A 17,978-nucleotide genomic window follows, 5' to 3' on the forward strand; every position below is an offset into this window, starting at 1 on the left:
GCTTCATCGCATCCAGATACAGGAGTTTGAGTTTATTTTAACGACTTTAATGGTTAAATTTAGTCCCTTGACTTGAAATTTAACAATAACCCTCGATTTAATAGATAAATACAGCCCAACATCAATTGTGAATATGAAAAATCAAAATAGACCAGAACTGATCACCATTGAAGACCAGAACTTTGGCAGTCATGTCGAACATTGGAATCTGCTTACAGATCACCCATGTACCGATGTGCCCAAGTGGTTAGGCCTGGCACTTGATGCACCAGTGATGCCAATGGGTTTATGTAAAGAAGAAGCGGACATGGATGCATCAGCTTGGCTCATTCAAGGACCTAAACAGGCAACCGTGCAAATGACCCAAGTCATTGCTGTTGAAAACAACAAGCCCCAAGCAGTCAAAACTGCCTTTCCAAGTTTTGAAAGTCCCTACAAAGTGAATGCCACCATTGAACGGATTATCACCTGTAAATCCAACACTCAGGCGGTACTGCGCTTGAATCTGGGTGCGAATACCATTGTCTATGCCTTTGACACGCTGTATAGCGTCAATCATGACCAGTATGAAAAAGATCAACCCTATCTTGCGCAGCTCAATGCCTGGGCCTATGAACTAGAAGCCGTTTCAGATCATGAACAGCTGGTGGTGGATGATCCGGCCTCCATCAAACATCACCGTGCATTAAATGACATTCTGGCTGCCAATAACGGCGTGGCACCTGCCAATTTGCAAGAACAGATTGATGCCTGGGAACCCAAATCGGAAGATGACAAAGAACCGGTGACTGTCGATTTTTCCAGAATGGTGGCCTATCTGTATGGCGAAAACATGGGACAGGAAGATGAAGCCTGGTTCCAGGGCAATATTGTCGGAAAAACCTCGATGTCATTTATGGATCAGGACTATACGCTTTATGATGTTGCCTTAATTCATGATGAAAATCAGGCAGCCACCCTGATTCGTATTGCCACCAAGAATCCGGCTTATAAAGACTTTACAATTGGCCAATTCATTCGTGGCAATTTATGGATTCAAGTGAATATTTACGCTAAAAAATAAATCTTCTAACCATAGCAGCACCACAACAGGATTATTCTCTCACGTTATGGTGCTGCTTTTTATTTCTTTAATACTCTTCTTTCATGATTATTCATCCCCTCTTTATTTTTCTCCCTCTGGGAGAAATAAAAGGAATTTATGAAAGAAGTCTAAGTTTTATTATCTCTATCTACAGTGTGATTAAAATTTATCCACAAACCAACATTATATGGGTGGTTTTGAATTTAAATTAAAATAACTTACCAACAATTTTAAATTCAAAATTTTATTTTAAATAAACAGCACAGCTATTATATTTTTATCTCTTACTTTTATACTTGCTATCCAGCACACCCCAGTAGCGACAAGAATCTGGCAAGCCATCTAATATTTTGCCACATGAAATAAATATTTTAATTACATATTTTTATTTAGTACTTTATTTAATCAATTTTTTATGCTAAAAATAAAAACTATCCATATAAATTAACGATAAATAAATCGGAATAGAATTTCCATGAAAATCGTGCAAGAAGAAAATATACAAACAGTTGGCCATCAACTGACTAAACGCTTCCAGTTAGACGGCATTTCATGCCTGTTTTTTGTCTTGGGCATGTTTATGTCTGCCTATATTTTGCATCACTTTATTTTTTAAGCTTATTTTAACCACTTATTTTTACCATGCTTATTTCAGCCAATAAAAAGCCCATCATGTGATGGGCTTTTTTAGCTTTAGGAATTAAACATTGCGTTTGGCAAAGTCATCCATAAAGTTAACCAGAGCCTGTACGCCTTCTAATGGTACAGCATTGTAAATACTTGCACGCATACCACCCACTGAACGGTGACCTGCCAGGTTAAGCAGATGATTCGCTTCAGCTTCTTTCAAAAATTGCTTCTCAAGCTCAGCTTTTGCCAAGGTAAATGGTACATTCATGATTGAACGGTTTGCTTCTGCAATCGGGTTGGCATAGAAATCACTGGCATCGATATAACCATACAATAATTTGGCTTTTTCAAGGTTGACCTGATGCATGGCATCGACTCCGCCATTCTCAAGTAACCACTCGAACACCAAGCCAGACAGGTACCAGGCATAGGTAGATGGTGTGTTGACCATAGAACCGTTTTTCGCCTGATCTGAATATTTTAAAATGCTTGGAATTTCAGGTTTGGCCTGATCAAGTAAATCATCACGAATAATGACTAAAGTTAAGCCGGCAGGACCAATATTCTTTTGCGCACCTGCGTAGATTAAACCAAACTTGGATACATCTAATGGCGCAGATAAAATGCTTGATGAAAAGTCACATACCAGTGGTTTATCTGTTTCAGGAATACCCGCAAACTGAAGGCCACCAATGGTTTCGTTATCGGCATAATGTACATAAGCCGCATCGTCAGACAAGTTCCAGCTGCTTTGCTCTGAAATAGCCAATTTACCGTTAATACTGGTACCTGCTTCAACAACATTAATGTCGCCGTAGCGTTTTGCTTCTTTCAGCGCTTTTTCTGACCAGATTCCGGTATGAAGATAATCAGCCTTGTTGTTTTTACCCAACAAGTTTAAAGGAATAGCAGAGAATTGCAGTGAAGCACCACCTTGTAAGAACAATACTTTATAGTTCTCGGGAATGTTCATCAGTTTGCGCAAATCTGCTTCTGCTTTTTCTGCCACAGCCACATAGTCACTGCTACGGTGACTCATTTCCATGATCGAAAGGCCTTTGCCATGCCAATCAAGCAATTCAGCCTGAGCTTTTTCTAAAACGGCAGTAGGTAATGCAGCAGGACCAGCACAGAAGTTGTACGCGCGCATGATTTTTCCTTTCAAAGTGAAACACAATAAAATGATGGCATTTAACCACAGATAGGCGTGGCTTGCAGTAAATTATCCTGAAAATATTTCAATGCTGTCGGACATTTAAAGTTAAAATCTCAATAAAGATTGATTTTAGCAACTCCTTTTTCACGACTTGGGACGTAGTTTAAAAGTGCAACTGCATCTTATTACTTCTCTTTTCAAATTCTGCTGTAATATCTTCGCATTAGCGATCTAATCACGTGATTGCTATACACATGCACATTAAACAAGACAACAACTTATTGATTAGACATACAATTAAATCTATGCCATATAATTGTTACAAAGAAATTGAGAGTCTGAGTGATGTTATTGCGTTTACATGCACAACCTAAAAAAATTGCACTCCTCATACAACAAAATTTTCGTGTTGGCCTTTATACGGCTAGTCTGCTTTTTGCTTGCCCAGCCTTTGCCGAAAGCATCAGTTATGCACAGGCTGAACAGTCGATTTTAAAGGATTCCTATAGCACACAGGCCAATCAGGCTTTGCAACAATCTGCACAATTACAAGCTGAAGCGATCAAGGGTTTAGGTCTGCCCCGGGTCGATTTAAATGTGCGTGCCTATGCTTTCCATAATGAAGTCGACCTTCCGCTTGATTCTTTTAAAAACAATCTGGAACAGACACTTTCTCAAGGCATCAACGATCGTATTAATCAAGAAAACCTTCCATCCACTATTTCTGATCCTTTAAAGCAAGGTCTGAATCAAACCATTCATAGCGGTATTGGGCTATTCCCTGACTCGGCCAACGTGATTCTGGAAGATCAAGTGATCCGCCCTACCGTTTCAATGTTAATGCCTTTATATACCGGCGGTCTGACCTCCAGCACCAAGGAAATAGCTCATCTCAGGGCACAACGTAGTCAATTGAATACCAAACAACAGCAAGATGTACAACGCTTTGAACTAATTCAGGCCTATTTTAATGCCCAACTGCAAAAGCAGCTTTTAGCCTCGAGTCAGTCCAATTTCAACGCCATGCAGACCCACTACAGCAATGCCTTAAAGCTGGAACATCAGGGTTTTATCAGCAAAGGGCAACGTATGCAGTTTGAAGTGGCAAAGAATAATGCCGAGCGTAATGTGCAAAATGCAACGGCCAATTTCAGATCCAGTCTGTTTCAGCTTAATAACCTGTTACAGCGCAGCCAGATTACCGAACTGAGCACGCCCCTATTTGTTAATTCTAGCCAAAATCAAAACCTGAATGCGCTGTTAAAAAGCTATCCGGAGCAATCTGCGCTGATCCAGAAAATGCAGATGGACACTCAGCTGGCCAATGCCAACGTCAAGGTACAAAGTGCTGCGAAAAAACCTAATTTGTTCGCCTTTGGCGAATATAGTCTGGATGAAAAGCAAAACTGGATTGTCGGTGTGGCGGCCCGTTATAACTTGTTTTCAGGCGTGAATAACAACAAAAATGTTCAGGCCGCAGAATTGCAACGTTATGCTTCTGAACTGATGACCGAACGCACCAAGCAGGAAGTCGAAAACATTATTTATAGCTCTTACAATGAAATGACCTCAGCCCAGCAAAGTCATCAACTACTGCAACAGAATGTTCAGGCTGCCCAGGAAAATCTGCGTATTCAAACTTTATCTTTGAAAGAAGATATGGGAACGGCCACACAGGTGATTGATGCACAAAATAGCCTGAATGCTTTAAAAAGCGAGATGGCACTGAATGCTTATAAATATGTCATGTCCCTGGCCACTTTGCTGCAAAGCCACGGCTCGATTGAACAGTTTCAAAACTATGTCAGTCAAAGCAATACCAGTTATATTCGTTAATTTTTGATGGGGAACACCATGACTCAAGATCAAAACAGGCCTGATCAAGATGTAGAAAATACCTCATCAAAAGGAACTTCTACCCCTATTTCAGCTCCAAGCCATCAACAAGACACTCAAACGGCCTCTGAACAGCACAGCAAGACAGATGATGGATTTTTCAGTTATTCAGAACAAGCACAAGCGCCGGCCACTGAAAAGACAGGTTCAAAATCTTCAGCTACCATTAAAATGGTTGGCATCATCATACTGATCTTGCTTCTAGGCCTCATTGGCTTTGGGTTATGGAAAAGTTATCAGCCCAAGGAAGTGGAGCTACAAGGGCGGGTTGAAGCTGAAACCATACATGTTAGTAGCAAAGTACCAAGCCGCATTGAAGAAATATATATTCACGATGGACAAAAAGTGCTTAAAGGTCAGTCACTGGTCCGCTTGTTTAGTCCGGAAGTTGAAGCTAAAAAGCAGCAGGCGCTGGCCAGCCTGCAATCTGCTTTAGCCTTGCAATCGACAGCTAATCGCGGTTCACAACAGGAAAATATCGACAGTCTATATGCCAACTGGCAGGCAATGAAAGCCCAGCAAGAATTGGCCCAAACCACCTATCAGCGTGGTGCCAACCTGTTTAAGGAAGGCGTCATTTCACGCCAGCGCCGCGATGAAATGCAGGCTGCCGCACAATCTGCCGCACAAATGACCGAAGCGGCTTATCAGCAATATGCACGTGCCAAACGTGGCAGCACGCCAGAACAGAAATCCTCCGCAGATGCACAGGTGGAAATTGCCAAAGCAGCCGTCGCGGAGGCCAATGCACTGCAAGCTGAAACCAAGCTGGTTTCCCCGATCAATGGCACCATCTCCAAAACTTATGGCAAGGTGTCGGAACTGGTAGCGATGGGCGTGCCAGTCGTCAGTATTATTCAGGATGATGAGCTCTGGGTCAGCCTGAATATTCGTGAAGATCAATATGCACAGGTCTATCAGGCCAAATCGGTTGAAGGCTTTATTCCGGCATTAAACAAGAAAGCTCTGTTCAAGATCAAAAAAATTGATGCCGAGGGAGAATTCGCCACCATTAAAACCACGCGCCAAACCGGGGGCTATGATATTCGCAGTTTCAAGATGCAGCTTACTCCTGCCCAGCCGATTCAGGATTTAAAAGTCGGCATGAGCGTACTGTTTAAAGTGCAAGAGTCCTAATTATGCTGCATGGCATACTACGTGAACTCGGCTATTTGCTTCGGCATAAATGGGACCTGTGTCTGGTCACCCTGGCACCTGCCTTTGTGATTGTGCTGTTCGCCAGTATGTTTGCTCAAGGCAAACCCAGTCATCTGCCGATTGCCATTATTGACCAGGACCAGAGTGAACTGAGCCGTAATATTGAACACTCTGTCCATCAGAACAACACCCTGAGCATCAGCACCATTTCCAGCAGTCAGGACCAGGTTGAACAGCTACTCAACCAAAATAAAATTTGGGGTTATATCACCATTCCAGAAGGTGCAGAACAACGGCTGGTACAAGCCCAGGATGCCCAGATCAGTATTGCCTATAACCAAAGTTATTTTAGTGTCGGTAATAGCATTTCATCGGCCATGCTGATCAGCACTTTGCAGGCACTGGCCGACTTTACTGGACACAGTTATTTGCAAAACCAGATCCCTTATTTGGACGCACCTACGGCGAATGTCAAAATTTCGCCGCTATTTAATCCCGGGCTAAGTTATGAATTCTATTTAGAACCGTACATGATCCCGGCGATTTTGCATTTATTGCTGTGTTGCTGCGTGGCTTTTGCCGTAGGACAAGAGTTGAAATTTGGCACGACAAAAATATGGACAACTGGGCAAAATGTCTTTTTAGCTTTGCTTTCCAAAAATATAACCTATGTGCTGATTTTCAGCTTTTGGACCTGGTTATGGATGTTCTGGCTGGTGGAAATTCGCGGCTGGTTTATACAGGGACAACTCTGGCCTATTCTATTGGGACAATTTCTTCTCTATAGTGCATATGCCTTGATCAGCAGCAGCGTGGTTTTCGCCACACATAATCTGGCGAAAAGTTTTGGTTTTATTGCCGTGTATGGCGGGTCATCTTTAAGTTTTGCCGGGGTGACTTTACCACTGAACAATGCACCCTTATTTACCCAGTTCTGGTCCAATATTATTCCCTATACCCCTTATGCCAAATTACAGACAGAACAATGGGTCATCGGCAGTCCTGTATCCATTTCCCTGTTACCACTTGCAATTTTAGCCGTGTATTGCCTGATTTATCTGGGCACTGCCTACTTCTTCCTTAAAAAATATCTAAAGGGAGTTCAGGCATGAAAGCACTCAGAAACTTTCTACACTTTTATTTTAAAATCTTTACAGATATTGCTTCGAATAGCTCAATCTTGACCACGTTGGTACTCTCGGTATTTTTATACAGTTTCTTCTACCCGGCTGCCTATCAGGCAGAACATGCCGAATCTTTACCAATTGTGATTGTAGATGAAGAACAAAGCCCGGTAACGTCCCGCATTATTGGCGAAGTGGCTAAAAGCCCCAATGTTGAAATCCGTGCAATGACTGGTAATTTTGCCGAAGCAAAACAGATGATCAAGCTGCAACAGGCAGACGGGATTTTACTGCTTCCAGATAATTTATCTGGCAGTCTGCGTCGAGGTGAAGTGGGTGGCATCGGTTTATATTTAAGTGCCGCCAATTTCTTAAAAACCCAGAAGATCGGTTTGGGGTTGGCTGCATCGGTTGAACATGCGCTGGTTGAACAAGCCGAAAAATTTCAGCATATTTCTGAATTTGCTCCGGCGCTGTCGATCCATCAAATTCCCTTGTTCAATACCCTGTCTGGCTATGGCAGTTATATTTTCCCGGCCGTTGCCCCACTGATTATCCATCAAACCATTCTGCTGGGTTTGTGCATGTTAATTGCGACTTATCGTGAAAAGCACTGGACACCGAGTCGAACCGAATTCTGGGCATTATTCAGTGCCATTTTGACCATTGGTTTTCTGGGCTGTTTATATTTATTTGGATTTACCTTCTGGCTGAATGACTATCCGCGAGGTGGTAACTTCTGGGGCATGCTTATTGCTGTACCCATATTTCTGAGCTGCGTGATTGGCCTCAGCATGCTGATTGCCTCTTTTCTGGATATGCCGGAACGTGCAGGTCACGTGATTGTATTTAGCTCTATTCCGCTGTTCTTACTCTCGGGTACGGCGTGGCCGCATGCCGCAATGCCGGAATGGATGCAGTGGCTAGGCCAAGCGCTGCCTTCTACTCAAGGCATACAGATGTTTATTCAATTGAATCAGATGGGAGTGCCTACCCAGCTGGTCATTCCCAAAATGATTTATCTGGCCACCTTTGCCGGCATTTGTCTGGTTTGGGCATATTTTCGCCTGATCCGATCTGGTCAAAAGTAAGCTTTTAGCTATGAACTCATAAGATTATTAAATAAAACTTTACCATTTGGTTATTTTTAATACCAAAATTGATCTTTTTTTGATCTTTTGAATCAATTATGAAGAAAAAAGTTAGATTGAATATACTAATCGATGCAAAATAGCCCCCTGTTCATATTTCATGAATTTTTTTTATATTATTCATTCCCACGCTCCCCGTAACATGCCGATGTGAGATCGACAGTGTTATAGCAGCTTTTTTATTGAAATTTGATTTTAAGGGCTTAGCATGAAAAAGATTAAGATTAGTCTTGCTTGGCAAATCGTCATTGCGCTCATTTTAGGTGTGCTTGTAGGCTCCTTTCTACATTATTCTCCCGAATATCGTGAAACTCTGATTAATAATCTGCTGAGCCCTTTGGGCGCAATCTTTATTAATTTGATTAAGATGATTGTCATTCCACTTGTACTTTCAATGCTGATTTTAGGTATTGCCAATGCAAGTCATGGTCAAAATTTGGGTAAACTGGGTTTCAAAACCATTGTTTATTTTGAAATTATTACCACGGTTGCAATTATTGTCGGCCTAGTTGCTGCAAACGTATTCCAGCCGGGTGCCGGTATTGACATGTCGAGTTTGACCCAAACCGATATCTCTAAATATCAGCAAACCACCCAGGAAGTGAGTAGTCACTCGCATGGTCTGGTCAATACCATTTTATCTTTAATCCCGTCTAATATTTTTGGATCACTGACCGATGGGCATATGTTGCCAATCATCTTCTTTTCCGTGATCTTCGGTATTGGTTTGGGATCTTTAGCGAAAGAAACCAAAAAACCACTGATTGATGTGTTGCATGCGGTTGCTGAAACCATGTTCAAAGTCACCCATATGATCATGCTTTTTGCACCTTTCGGTGTATTTGGCCTGATTGCGGCGACTGTTGCGAACTTCGGCTTTAGCTCACTGCTTCCGTTAGTCAAATTGGCATTATTGGTTTATGGTGCTATTTTCTTCTTCATCTTTGTCATTTTAGGACTTGTTGCCAAATTCTGTGGTTTCAGCATTTGGGAAATTATCAAAATTCTAAAAGATGAGCTGATTCTGTCTTATTCAACTGCAAGTTCAGAGACAGTATTACCGCGCCTGATGGAAAAAATGGAAGCTTATGGTGCGCCAAAATCCATTACCAGTTTCGTGATTCCAATCGGTTATTCATTTAACCTCGATGGTTCGACCTTATATCAAAGTATTGCAGCGATCTTTATTGCGCAGCTTTACGGTATTGATTTAACCATGACCCAGCAAATCATTCTGGTGTTAACCTTGATGATTACTTCTAAAGGTATTGCCGGTGTTCCAGGTGTGTCTTTTGTTGTGCTGTTGGCGACCTTGGGCAGTGTGGGTATTCCGCTTGAAGGCTTGGCATTTATTGCCGGTATTGACCGTATTCTGGATATGGCTCGTACTGTATTGAATGTGATTGGTAACTCGTTGGCTGTTCTTGTGATCAGTAAATGGGAAGGTCAGTTCGATGCTGAAAAGCAAAAAAATTATGCTGTTGAATTAAAAGAAGCTGCATAATTTATAAATATAAAAAAGGAAGCTTCGGCTTCCTTTTTTATTTCTTAAATATCTATTAAATCTAATTCTTTAGATAACTTGCATAAGTCAAAAAATTATTTATAGGCTCTTTTAAAAATCAGCATTGCATCATTTGATTGATTCAATTTTTATGCCTTTGCGTAGGCATTACCTCTACTTTTGAAAGGTCAAAAGTAGACAAAAACCTTTTGTTTCCCATACATGACATCCTTGTCATGACGGGAAACGTGTGGCATCCATGCCACACTCATGACTCCAATAATGAAAGAAGTCTTTTAATCCTGCGACTTACCTTTAAGAATATCAATTAATCTAATTTTGACTCATTGAATCAAATAGCTTATGTAAATCCTAGCTATTGGCTTTTATTATTGTTTTTAAGAATAATGAATCATCGTCTCCTAAAACCATTAAAATCACCTATTCAGAAATTAATTTTTTAAAAATCCAAACATTCTTATTCTAAGTAATAATTATTAGTGGTAAGGAAAACATCCTGCTAACAAATCATAAGCATAAAAAAAGAGCGCCTAAGCGCCCTTCTTTTTGATATCAAAACTTAGTCTTCAGAATCTCTTAAATCCGATTCAGTATCAGCTTCATCAGCAATAGTTTCATCATCCACCAAAGTTTCAGAATCAATTAAAGCTGTAGAGGCAACAACTTCTTCACCTTCCACTGCTTCAATAAACTCATCTTCTTCTACAGCTTCAACCGAAACTACGCCTACGAGTAATTCTTCATTACCCAAACGAATCAGGCGAACACCTTGGGCATTACGACCTGTTTGAGCAACTTCAGAAGCACGAGTACGTACTAAAGTACCGCCATCAGAAATCAACATCAGTTCTTTAGAGGCATCAATTGCAACCGCACCCACCAGCTGACCGTTACGTTCAGAGGTCTTGATCGCAATCACGCCCTTACCGCCACGTTTCTTGGTTGGGAAGTCATCTACCGGGGTACGTTTACCGTAACCGTTTTCAGAAGCACACAGCACTTCACCTGTTTCAGGGACAACCACCAATGAAACGATACGGCTGATTAAGGCTGAATCTGAACTATCTTCATCATCAGACTCGATATCGGCATCTTCAGCATCTTCAACTTGCGCTGCACCAATGGTTACACGCATACCACGTACACCTTTGGCTGAACGTCCCATTGAACGTACATCAGTTTCAGCAAAACGGATCGCTTTACCTTCATTTGAGAACAACATGATTTGCTGTTCGCCATCGGTAATTGCAACACCAATCAAGGTGTCATCACCAGTGAGTTCAATGGCACGCAAACCGTTTGAACGAACATTACTAAACTGTTCAAGTTCTACACGCTTGATCGTACCGTACTCGGTCGCCATGAACACATAGAAGTTTTTACGTACCGCTTCGGCTTGCTGCGCAAAGTCAGCAATGATTTCATCATCCAGATCGCTTGCTGAAAGCTCAATACCCAATTGCTTCAATTGAACACGTAATGCATCAGACAAGTCATCTGCACCATCTTCAAGTTCAGCAAGTGCCGCTTCCAGTTCAGCATAATGTGAATTGATGATTTCATTTTCTTGCAGTTTCGCAGCATTAGCTTTTACAAATGCCTTGAAGTCCACCAGACGTTCTTTGAATTTCTTCGGTACATCAATCACCGGAAGAATTGCCGTAATGGTTTCGTTGGCATCTAAAGGTAACAGGTTCACCATTGGGCGACCTTTGGCACCACGCGACGCTTGCGGCACTTCAAATACTTTCAGACGATAGACCTTACCGACATCGGTAAAGCAAAGTACCGTTGCATGGTTCGAGGTCACAATCAGATGCTGAATGTAGTCATCTTCTTTCATTGAAGTTGCAGACTTGCCACGACCACCACGACGCTGCGCAGCATAGTCAGAAAGTGGTTGAGTTTTCGCATAACCGGTTTTAGAAACGGTCAATACTACTTGCTCTTCAGGAATCAAATCTTCGCGAGAGAAATCGATACGTGATTCAACAATCGCGGTACGACGTGCATCGCCATATTGTTGCAGGATTAAAGCCAATTCTTCTTTAATCACTGCCATCAATAAATTGAAATCGTTCAAAATTGCAGTTAATTCAGCAATTTGACCCAAAATTTCAGAATATTCAGCATGTAACTTGTCTTGTTCCAGACCAGTTAAGCGGTGTAAACGTAGTTCAAGAATTGCACCAACCTGTGCTGGAGATAAACGGTAAACATTACCATCTAAACCGAATCGACGGTTTGGATCTTCACCTTCAATCTCATCAGGACGTACAGAAACCGAACCCGCTTTTTCCAGTAATGCAACTACGCCACCCGCAGCCCATTCACCCGCCTGTAAACGCTCGCGCGCTTCGCCCGGGTTGGCAGAGGTCTTGATAGTTTCAATAATCGCATCGATGTTTGCGAGTGCAACGGTCAAGCCTTCCAGGATATGGCCACGTTCACGCGCTTTACGCAGTTCGAACATGGTACGGCGAGTCACCACTTCTTGGCGGTGACGGATGAACGCAGCAATGATGTCTTTCAGGTTCATCAACTTCGGCTGGCCGTTGTCCAGGCAGACCATGTTGATGCTGAATGAATTTTCTAACTGGGTATTCAGGAACAGGTTATTGACAATCACTTCGGCGTTTTCACCACGCTTCAGGTCAATGGCAATACGCATCCCTTCTTTATCGGATTCATCACGAAGCTCAGAAATCCCTTCCAGTTTCTTCTCTTTCACCAATTCAGCAATACGTTCAATGGTTTTTGCTTTATTGACCTGATAAGGAATTTCAGTGAATACGATGGTGTTACGGCCAGTCTTCTGATCTTCTTCAATGTGATATTTACCACGAATATGAAGACGACCTTTACCGGTACGGTAAGCATCGACAATGCCTGATTTACCGTAAATGATACCGCCTGTAGGGAAATCTGGACCAGAGATATGTTCCATCAAGCCTTCAATGGAAATATTCGGGTTTTCCGCATAGGCCAAACATGCATTGATCACTTCTGTCATGTTGTGTGGCGCCATATTGGTCGCCATACCTACTGCAATACCGGTTACACCGTTAATCAGCAAGTTAGGAACACGTGTCGGCATGACTTGTGGAATGCGTTCAGAACCGTCGTAGTTGTCTTCCCACTCGACTGTGTCTTTTTCCAGATCGGCCAAAAGCTCATGGGTCAGCTTACGCATACGCACTTCAGTATAACGCATTGCTGCTGCACTATCGCCATCAACAGAACCGAAGTTACCTTGACCATCTACCAGTTGATAACGCAGGCTGAAGTCTTGCGCCATACGAACAATGGTTTCATAAACAGCAGAGTCACCATGTGGGTGATATTTACCGATCACGTCACCGACGACACGGGCTGACTTTTTGTATGCTTTATTGTAGTCATTGCCCAATTCGTGCATAGCGAAAAGCACACGACGATGAACAGGCTTTAAGCCATCTCTCACGTCAGGTAATGCACGAGAAACAATAACACTCATGGCATAGTCGAGATATGAGCTTTTGAGTTCATCCTCAATGGCAATCGGTCGGATTTCCGATACGCTCATGCATACTCCTTATTACAAACAACCGTTCAGACTGTTCGTTTTATATAATCAATCTAGCAAAAAATTAACTCAAAATAAGCTGAGTTAAAATCTAAATACAGCCGTAAATTATAGCATAAATTCTGTTGTTTTTGTGCCATATCTCTTATCTTAATCTTGTTAATTTTCTATAATTTATCGTTTATTTTTTAGGCACTTTCATTTGTCGGGATTTTATGTGAATTAGTTCATTTTATTCAATGTCTAGCCGCAAATTTTAGCGCTCAATGTTCAGGCGGCTTATTCAGTTAAAATGGTCTTTTTACCTTTAAAAAAAATATAAATCGATTAAATCTCCTCTACATCCAACCTATGTAAATCTAGACATTCTGAATCACCATTTTAAGGTCATACAGACAGTCATCTGCTAGAGAATCTTTTATGCGATAGCTGGCATATTTACACCTTAGAAATAAAAGGGATTAATAAAATCCAGCCATAAAAAAACGCTCCTGAGTAGAGCAGGAAAGCGCATTGCTTTCACTGCTGCAACAAGAGCGTTATTTTTGAACGGTGTTCAAAAATTAGATTTTAGAAACCAATTCCGGAACTACAGTGTTCAAGTCACCCACTAACCAGTAGTCAGCTACTGCGTTAATTGGCGCTTCTTCATCTTTGTTGATCGCAACGATCACTTTAGACTCTTTCATACCCGCCAAGTGCTGGATTGCACCAGAAATACCTACAGCGATGTATAGCTCAGGCGCAACGATTTTACCCGTTTGACCGACTTGCATGTCGTTAGGAACGAAGCCGGCATCAACTGCAGCACGTGAAGCACCTTGAGCAGCGCCAAGTTTATCCGCTAATGGATCCAGGATTTTGTGATAGTTTTCACCTGAACCCACACCACGACCACCAGAAACCACGATGCGTGCAGCGGTTAATTCTGGACGTTCAGATTTCACAATTTCTTCTGAGATGAATTTAGAAAGACCCGCATCGCCAGTAGACGCAGCAGCTTCAACGCTGGCCGCACCACCATCGCTTGCTACAGCATCAAATGCTGTACCACGAACGGTAGCAACAACAACAGACTCACCAGACTCTACGGTTGCAATTGCGTTACCTGCATAGATTGGACGTTTGAAAGTTTTAGGACCTTCAACAGCGATAATGTCAGTGATCATGCTCACATCAAGAAGCGCAGCTGCACGTGGCAGAATGTTTTTACCCGTTGTGGTAGAAGCAGCAAGGATATGGGTATAGCCTTTGCCCAACTCAGCAACAAGTTTAGCCACATTTTCAGCCAACTGGTTTGCATAAGCAGCGTCGTCAGCAAGTAATACTTTGCTTACACCTGCAACTTTAGCTGCCTGGTCAGCAACAGCTTGCGCGTTCGAGCCAGCTACCAATACAGTGATATCACCACCGATTTTTTGCGCCGCAGCAACAACGTTTAAAGTAGCAGCGTTTAATGCTTTGTTGTCGTGCTCAGCGATAACTAAAATACTCATGATTTTTATCCTTCTGTATTAGATCACTTTCGCTTCATTTTTCAATTTTTCTACAAGCTCGTCTACAGACTTCACTTGTACGCCCGCTTTACGTTCAGCAGGAGCTTCAACTTTCACTGTTTTCAGTTTAGTTGTCGCAGTTACACCAAAATCTGCTGGAGACTTGATATCCAGCGGTTTTTTACGCGCTTTCATGATGTTTGGCAGAGCTGCATAACGTGGCTCGTTCAAACGTAAGTCAGTGGTGATAATTGCTGGAAGTGCAAGTTCAACAGTTTGTAGGCCACCGTCGATTTCACGAGTGACTTGTACTTTGTCGCCTTCAACTTTCACTTCAGAAGCGAATGTACCTTGACCTGCGCCAAGTAGAGCACCAAGCATCTGACCAACCTGGTTAGAGTCGTCATCAATGGCCTGTTTACCAAGAAGGATTAATTGTGGTTGTTCAGCGTCAACAACACCTTTCAGGATTTTAGCCACTTCCAAAGCACCGAGCTGGCTGTCATCAGCTTCAACCAGGATACCGCGGTCAGCACCAAGTGCCATTGAAGAACGGATTTGTTCTTGCGCTTCTTTAGGACCGATAGCAACAACAACGATTTCTGAAACAGTTCCTTTTTCTTTTAAACGAACCGCTTCTTCCACTGCGATTTCACAGAATGGGTTAATTGACATTTTAACGTTTGTTAAGTCAACACCACTGTTGTCCGGTTTAACGCGAACTTTAACGTTGGCATCAACCACACGTTTTACAGCAACAAGAGCCTTCATGTAATCCTCGGCTGTTTTAGCAAATGTAAATATTGAGAAAAGTTATAATAACTCTTCACTTAAATTTTTTTAGGTGCCCTATCTTGCAATGTGTACGGCATTTGGGTCAAGTCACAATTATCGAAACAGCTGTAAAAAAGCATCATTTTCCTTGAACTTGGCGTTCATATTTTTTTCACACACTTTTATTAAGATGAAATTCATGAATATTTATTTATTTTTTAACCATTGATTTTTATTATTTTTTTATCTGATTAACTTCATCAAAAGTTCTGATTTAATACTTCTTTTCGATCAGTTTCTGGCGAGTCTGGCACACATTGCTGACAGAACAACCAAAGTAATGAATTGTCATTTAAGACAGATTCCGCTAAATTTTTCAGTCTGTTTGCCCTAAAATCGACCTCTTTTTCAAGTTAAAGATGTAACAAATTACTTTATTACAACTAAATACCCTTCCATACAGGCAAGCATGCCATAACAGCATACTTGCTTGACATTTATCAGTTCATGATCAGCCAGGTTGCCGCCAGCATTAACAAGCCGCCTGAAGCGCCATCAATCCATTTCTGTTTACGCTCATCAATATGGGTTTTTTGGGTCACTTTGGCAAAAATCACACTCAAACTGCCATACACCACAAAGATGAGTCCAATAAAGATCAAGGACAGGATTAAACCCTGATTCACCATGTTCCCGGTTTTATCAATAAATTGCGGTAAAATTGCAAAATAGATCAGCATACCTTTAGGGTTCAATAGCGCAGTAAAGAAACCTTTTCTAATGGGATTGGATGATGATTTTCTCTCGATGATGAATTTATTGTCACTGAACACCGACTTAATCAAACTCGCAGCCAAGAACAATAGATAAGCGATCCCGAGCCAGCGAATACTTTCAAATAACACCGGGAACGAGACTATAAGGGCTGCAATGCCCAAAGCCATCAAAACAGAATGGACCAAATAGCCAAGGCAAATCCCTACAGTTGCCAGCATGCCTGCTTTCGCATCTTTCCCCATTACTTGAGACAGGATAAACAGCATATCTGGTCCAGGGGTGAAAATAAGCGGAATAACCGTTAAGGCAAACAGTACCAATACAGACATTTTCTTTTCCCTTTCCATGTCTTGAAAGTGAAAATCAGTATCGGATAAATAGTACAAAATAGGATTTCAAATATTCTATAATTATGATTATCTTTCGAATTATATTCTAATTTATGAAACTATCTTCCAAATCTGTTTCAGTAAAACTGGATCGTATTGATAAAAATATCATTCGTGCCTTGCAGAATAATGGCCGTATGCAAAATAACGATCTAGCCCGTGAAATTGGACTGTCGCCATCATCGTGTCTACGTCGGGTGAAATTACTGGAAGAAGTGGGCGTAATTCAAAATTACACCACTGTGGTCGATCCGCAGAAAATTGGCTTGCAGCTGATATTGTTTTCACGAATTTGGTTAACCGGACAGGATGCTGAAACCATCGATACCTTCATTGAAGCCATGAAGGAACTTCCTCAAGTGATGGAATGCTATATCATTTTAGGGGAATGCGATGCCATGCTGAAAGTGGTCGTGCCCGATCTGGAAAGTTACCGTAAATTTCAGTCAGCGCATCTCACCAAGAAAAACGGCATAACCAGTGTAAAAACGGATTTACCCAGTCAGATTATTAAACAGAGTTTCCAGTTACCGCTCGATAATCTTTAGGCACGTTCATAATTTTTCAGTATGTTAAAAATTGCCGTGCAAATAAATCTGTTATTGGTTAGATTGAAAATTTAAGTGCAGCAACAAGAACTTACTTAGCTTTGAGCTTGATAACCTTATAAAACTTTAGGGCTACATCAATGATATCGGATGAAATCAGGTAGCCCTTGATCAAGTCTGCAAATTAAAAGGCTGCTTATACAGGCTGACTTTGTAAAAAGTCACGATGGATGTGGCTTAAATCAATTAAATCATAAGCCTGAAGATTAAATATTTTCCAGACTGCTAAAAAGTCTTCTTTTAAATCTACATTTGATGTGGCAATAGGACGTTCCTGCCATTGCAGGTCTGAAATCCACAGATAGGTCTGTTGGGTCACATCATTAATGGCCTGTACCTTACCTTCTGCATTGATGCCCTGGACATGCGCACCTGCAGGTAAAACCGGTTCGATATTAGGCAAACTTATTTCGACAAAATGTTTAACTTGACGAAGGCCATAACCTGCAAAAATTTCTTTTTGCGCAGCCGTTAACTGGTCATATTTCTCTAAAATATCTGCAATCATTGTTTCGCCTATCATTTTCCTTTCCAATATTTAACTGACCAGTAGTGAAAGCATACATAATTTCATCGCTATACATGATTCATGCGATTCACTGTATGGTTAGAGGTGATTCTTATACCTTATAAATTGACTTTTTA

Annotated in this window: 14 protein-coding genes; 8 read left to right on the forward strand and 6 right to left on the reverse strand. The window is 41.5% G+C overall.

The genetic code is table 11. The annotated features are described in order from the left end of the window. Window positions 1-133: 133 nt before the first annotated feature. Window positions 134-1,063 carry a hypothetical protein gene (locus ABJ384_RS09985; protein ID WP_349927070.1) on the forward strand — a complete coding sequence of 310 codons (930 nt, stop codon included), beginning with the start codon at window positions 134-136 and terminating at the stop codon, window positions 1,061-1,063. Window positions 1,064-1,559: 496 nt separating this feature from the next. After that, window positions 1,560-1,700 carry a hypothetical protein gene (locus tag ABJ384_RS09990; RefSeq protein WP_349927072.1) on the forward strand — a complete coding sequence of 47 codons (141 nt, stop codon included), beginning with the start codon at window positions 1,560-1,562 and terminating at the stop codon, window positions 1,698-1,700. A gap of 84 nt (window positions 1,701-1,784) precedes the next feature. Here the strand turns inward: ABJ384_RS09990 and serC are convergent, their stop codons facing one another. After that, window positions 1,785-2,864 carry a 3-phosphoserine/phosphohydroxythreonine transaminase gene (gene serC, locus ABJ384_RS09995; RefSeq protein WP_349927074.1) on the reverse strand — a complete coding sequence of 360 codons (1,080 nt, stop codon included), beginning with the start codon at window positions 2,862-2,864 and terminating at the stop codon, window positions 1,785-1,787. A gap of 351 nt (window positions 2,865-3,215) precedes the next feature. On the opposite strand from serC, the gene ABJ384_RS10000 reads away from it, so the two are divergent. From ABJ384_RS10000 to gltP, 5 genes are all read left to right on the forward strand, one after another. Beyond that, on the forward strand, window positions 3,216-4,706 hold the full coding sequence (locus ABJ384_RS10000; RefSeq protein ID WP_349927077.1) for a TolC family protein: 1,491 nt from the start codon (window positions 3,216-3,218) through the stop codon (window positions 4,704-4,706). Between the two features lie 18 nt (window positions 4,707-4,724). Further along, window positions 4,725-5,903 carry an efflux RND transporter periplasmic adaptor subunit gene (locus ABJ384_RS10005; protein WP_349927080.1) on the forward strand — a complete coding sequence of 393 codons (1,179 nt, stop codon included), beginning with the start codon at window positions 4,725-4,727 and terminating at the stop codon, window positions 5,901-5,903. Window positions 5,904-5,905: 2 nt separating this feature from the next. After that, window positions 5,906-7,036 (forward strand): ABC transporter permease, encoded by a 1,131-nt coding sequence (locus tag ABJ384_RS10010; RefSeq protein WP_349927082.1) that lies wholly within the window; start codon window positions 5,906-5,908, stop codon window positions 7,034-7,036. Beyond that, window positions 7,033-8,139, forward strand: coding sequence for an ABC transporter permease (locus ABJ384_RS10015; RefSeq protein WP_349927083.1), 1,107 nt, complete (start codon window positions 7,033-7,035; stop codon window positions 8,137-8,139). The genes ABJ384_RS10010 and ABJ384_RS10015 overlap by 4 nt, the downstream gene beginning before the upstream one ends. A 268-nt stretch (window positions 8,140-8,407) precedes the next feature. Next, a complete protein-coding gene (gene gltP, locus ABJ384_RS10020) occupies window positions 8,408-9,703 on the forward strand; it encodes a glutamate/aspartate:proton symporter GltP (RefSeq protein WP_349927085.1) in 1,296 nt (431 codons plus the stop codon). Window positions 9,704-10,283: 580 nt separating this feature from the next. On the opposite strand, the gene gyrA is transcribed toward gltP, so the two are convergent. From gyrA to ABJ384_RS10040, 4 genes are all read right to left on the reverse strand, one after another. Beyond that, window positions 10,284-13,289, reverse strand: coding sequence for a DNA gyrase subunit A (gene gyrA, locus ABJ384_RS10025; RefSeq protein ID WP_349927087.1), 3,006 nt, complete (start codon window positions 13,287-13,289; stop codon window positions 10,284-10,286). Window positions 13,290-13,852: 563 nt separating this feature from the next. Continuing rightward, window positions 13,853-14,785, reverse strand: coding sequence for an FAD-binding protein (locus ABJ384_RS10030; protein ID WP_180081921.1), 933 nt, complete (start codon window positions 14,783-14,785; stop codon window positions 13,853-13,855). A gap of 18 nt (window positions 14,786-14,803) precedes the next feature. Continuing rightward, a complete protein-coding gene (locus tag ABJ384_RS10035) occupies window positions 14,804-15,556 on the reverse strand; it encodes an electron transfer flavoprotein subunit beta/FixA family protein (protein ID WP_086196214.1) in 753 nt (250 codons plus the stop codon). A gap of 503 nt (window positions 15,557-16,059) precedes the next feature. Next, window positions 16,060-16,665: a LysE family translocator gene (locus ABJ384_RS10040; RefSeq protein ID WP_349927090.1), complete on the reverse strand. Its 606-nt coding sequence runs from the start codon at window positions 16,663-16,665 to the stop codon at window positions 16,060-16,062. Window positions 16,666-16,778: 113 nt separating this feature from the next. On the opposite strand from ABJ384_RS10040, the gene ABJ384_RS10045 reads away from it, so the two are divergent. Further along, entirely contained in the window at window positions 16,779-17,273 is a 495-nt protein-coding gene (locus tag ABJ384_RS10045) for an Lrp/AsnC family transcriptional regulator (protein ID WP_349927092.1), read from the forward strand. 196 nt (window positions 17,274-17,469) lie between these two features. Here ABJ384_RS10045 and ABJ384_RS10050 read toward each other — a convergent pair whose 3' ends face one another. Beyond that, window positions 17,470-17,856, reverse strand: a complete 387-nt coding sequence (locus tag ABJ384_RS10050) for a hypothetical protein (RefSeq protein WP_180081913.1) — start codon at window positions 17,854-17,856, stop codon at window positions 17,470-17,472. Window positions 17,857-17,978: the final 122 nt, after the last annotated feature.

The organism is Acinetobacter sp. A1-4-2 (assembly GCF_040233925.1).
Lineage (GTDB): Bacteria > Pseudomonadota > Gammaproteobacteria > Pseudomonadales > Moraxellaceae > Acinetobacter.

Excerpts from the sequence above, each read along its gene's own strand:
- ABJ384_RS09985 (WP_349927070.1), top strand. The coding sequence starts at position 134 with ATGAAAAATCAAAATAGACCAGAACTGATCACCATTGAAGACCAGAAC.
- ABJ384_RS09990 (WP_349927072.1), top strand. The coding sequence starts at position 1,560 with ATGAAAATCGTGCAAGAAGAAAATATACAAACAGTTGGCCATCAACTG.
- serC (WP_349927074.1), bottom strand. The coding sequence starts at position 2,864 with ATGCGCGCGTACAACTTCTGTGCTGGTCCTGCTGCATTACCTACTGCC.
- ABJ384_RS10000 (WP_349927077.1), top strand. The coding sequence starts at position 3,216 with ATGTTATTGCGTTTACATGCACAACCTAAAAAAATTGCACTCCTCATA.
- ABJ384_RS10005 (WP_349927080.1), top strand. The coding sequence starts at position 4,725 with ATGACTCAAGATCAAAACAGGCCTGATCAAGATGTAGAAAATACCTCA.
- ABJ384_RS10010 (WP_349927082.1), top strand. The coding sequence starts at position 5,906 with ATGCTGCATGGCATACTACGTGAACTCGGCTATTTGCTTCGGCATAAA.
- ABJ384_RS10015 (WP_349927083.1), top strand. The coding sequence starts at position 7,033 with ATGAAAGCACTCAGAAACTTTCTACACTTTTATTTTAAAATCTTTACA.
- gltP (WP_349927085.1), top strand. The coding sequence starts at position 8,408 with ATGAAAAAGATTAAGATTAGTCTTGCTTGGCAAATCGTCATTGCGCTC.
- gyrA (WP_349927087.1), bottom strand. The coding sequence starts at position 13,289 with ATGAGCGTATCGGAAATCCGACCGATTGCCATTGAGGATGAACTCAAA.
- ABJ384_RS10030 (WP_180081921.1), bottom strand. The coding sequence starts at position 14,785 with ATGAGTATTTTAGTTATCGCTGAGCACGACAACAAAGCATTAAACGCT.
- ABJ384_RS10035 (WP_086196214.1), bottom strand. The coding sequence starts at position 15,556 with ATGAAGGCTCTTGTTGCTGTAAAACGTGTGGTTGATGCCAACGTTAAA.
- ABJ384_RS10040 (WP_349927090.1), bottom strand. The coding sequence starts at position 16,665 with ATGTCTGTATTGGTACTGTTTGCCTTAACGGTTATTCCGCTTATTTTC.
- ABJ384_RS10045 (WP_349927092.1), top strand. The coding sequence starts at position 16,779 with ATGAAACTATCTTCCAAATCTGTTTCAGTAAAACTGGATCGTATTGAT.
- ABJ384_RS10050 (WP_180081913.1), bottom strand. The coding sequence starts at position 17,856 with ATGATAGGCGAAACAATGATTGCAGATATTTTAGAGAAATATGACCAG.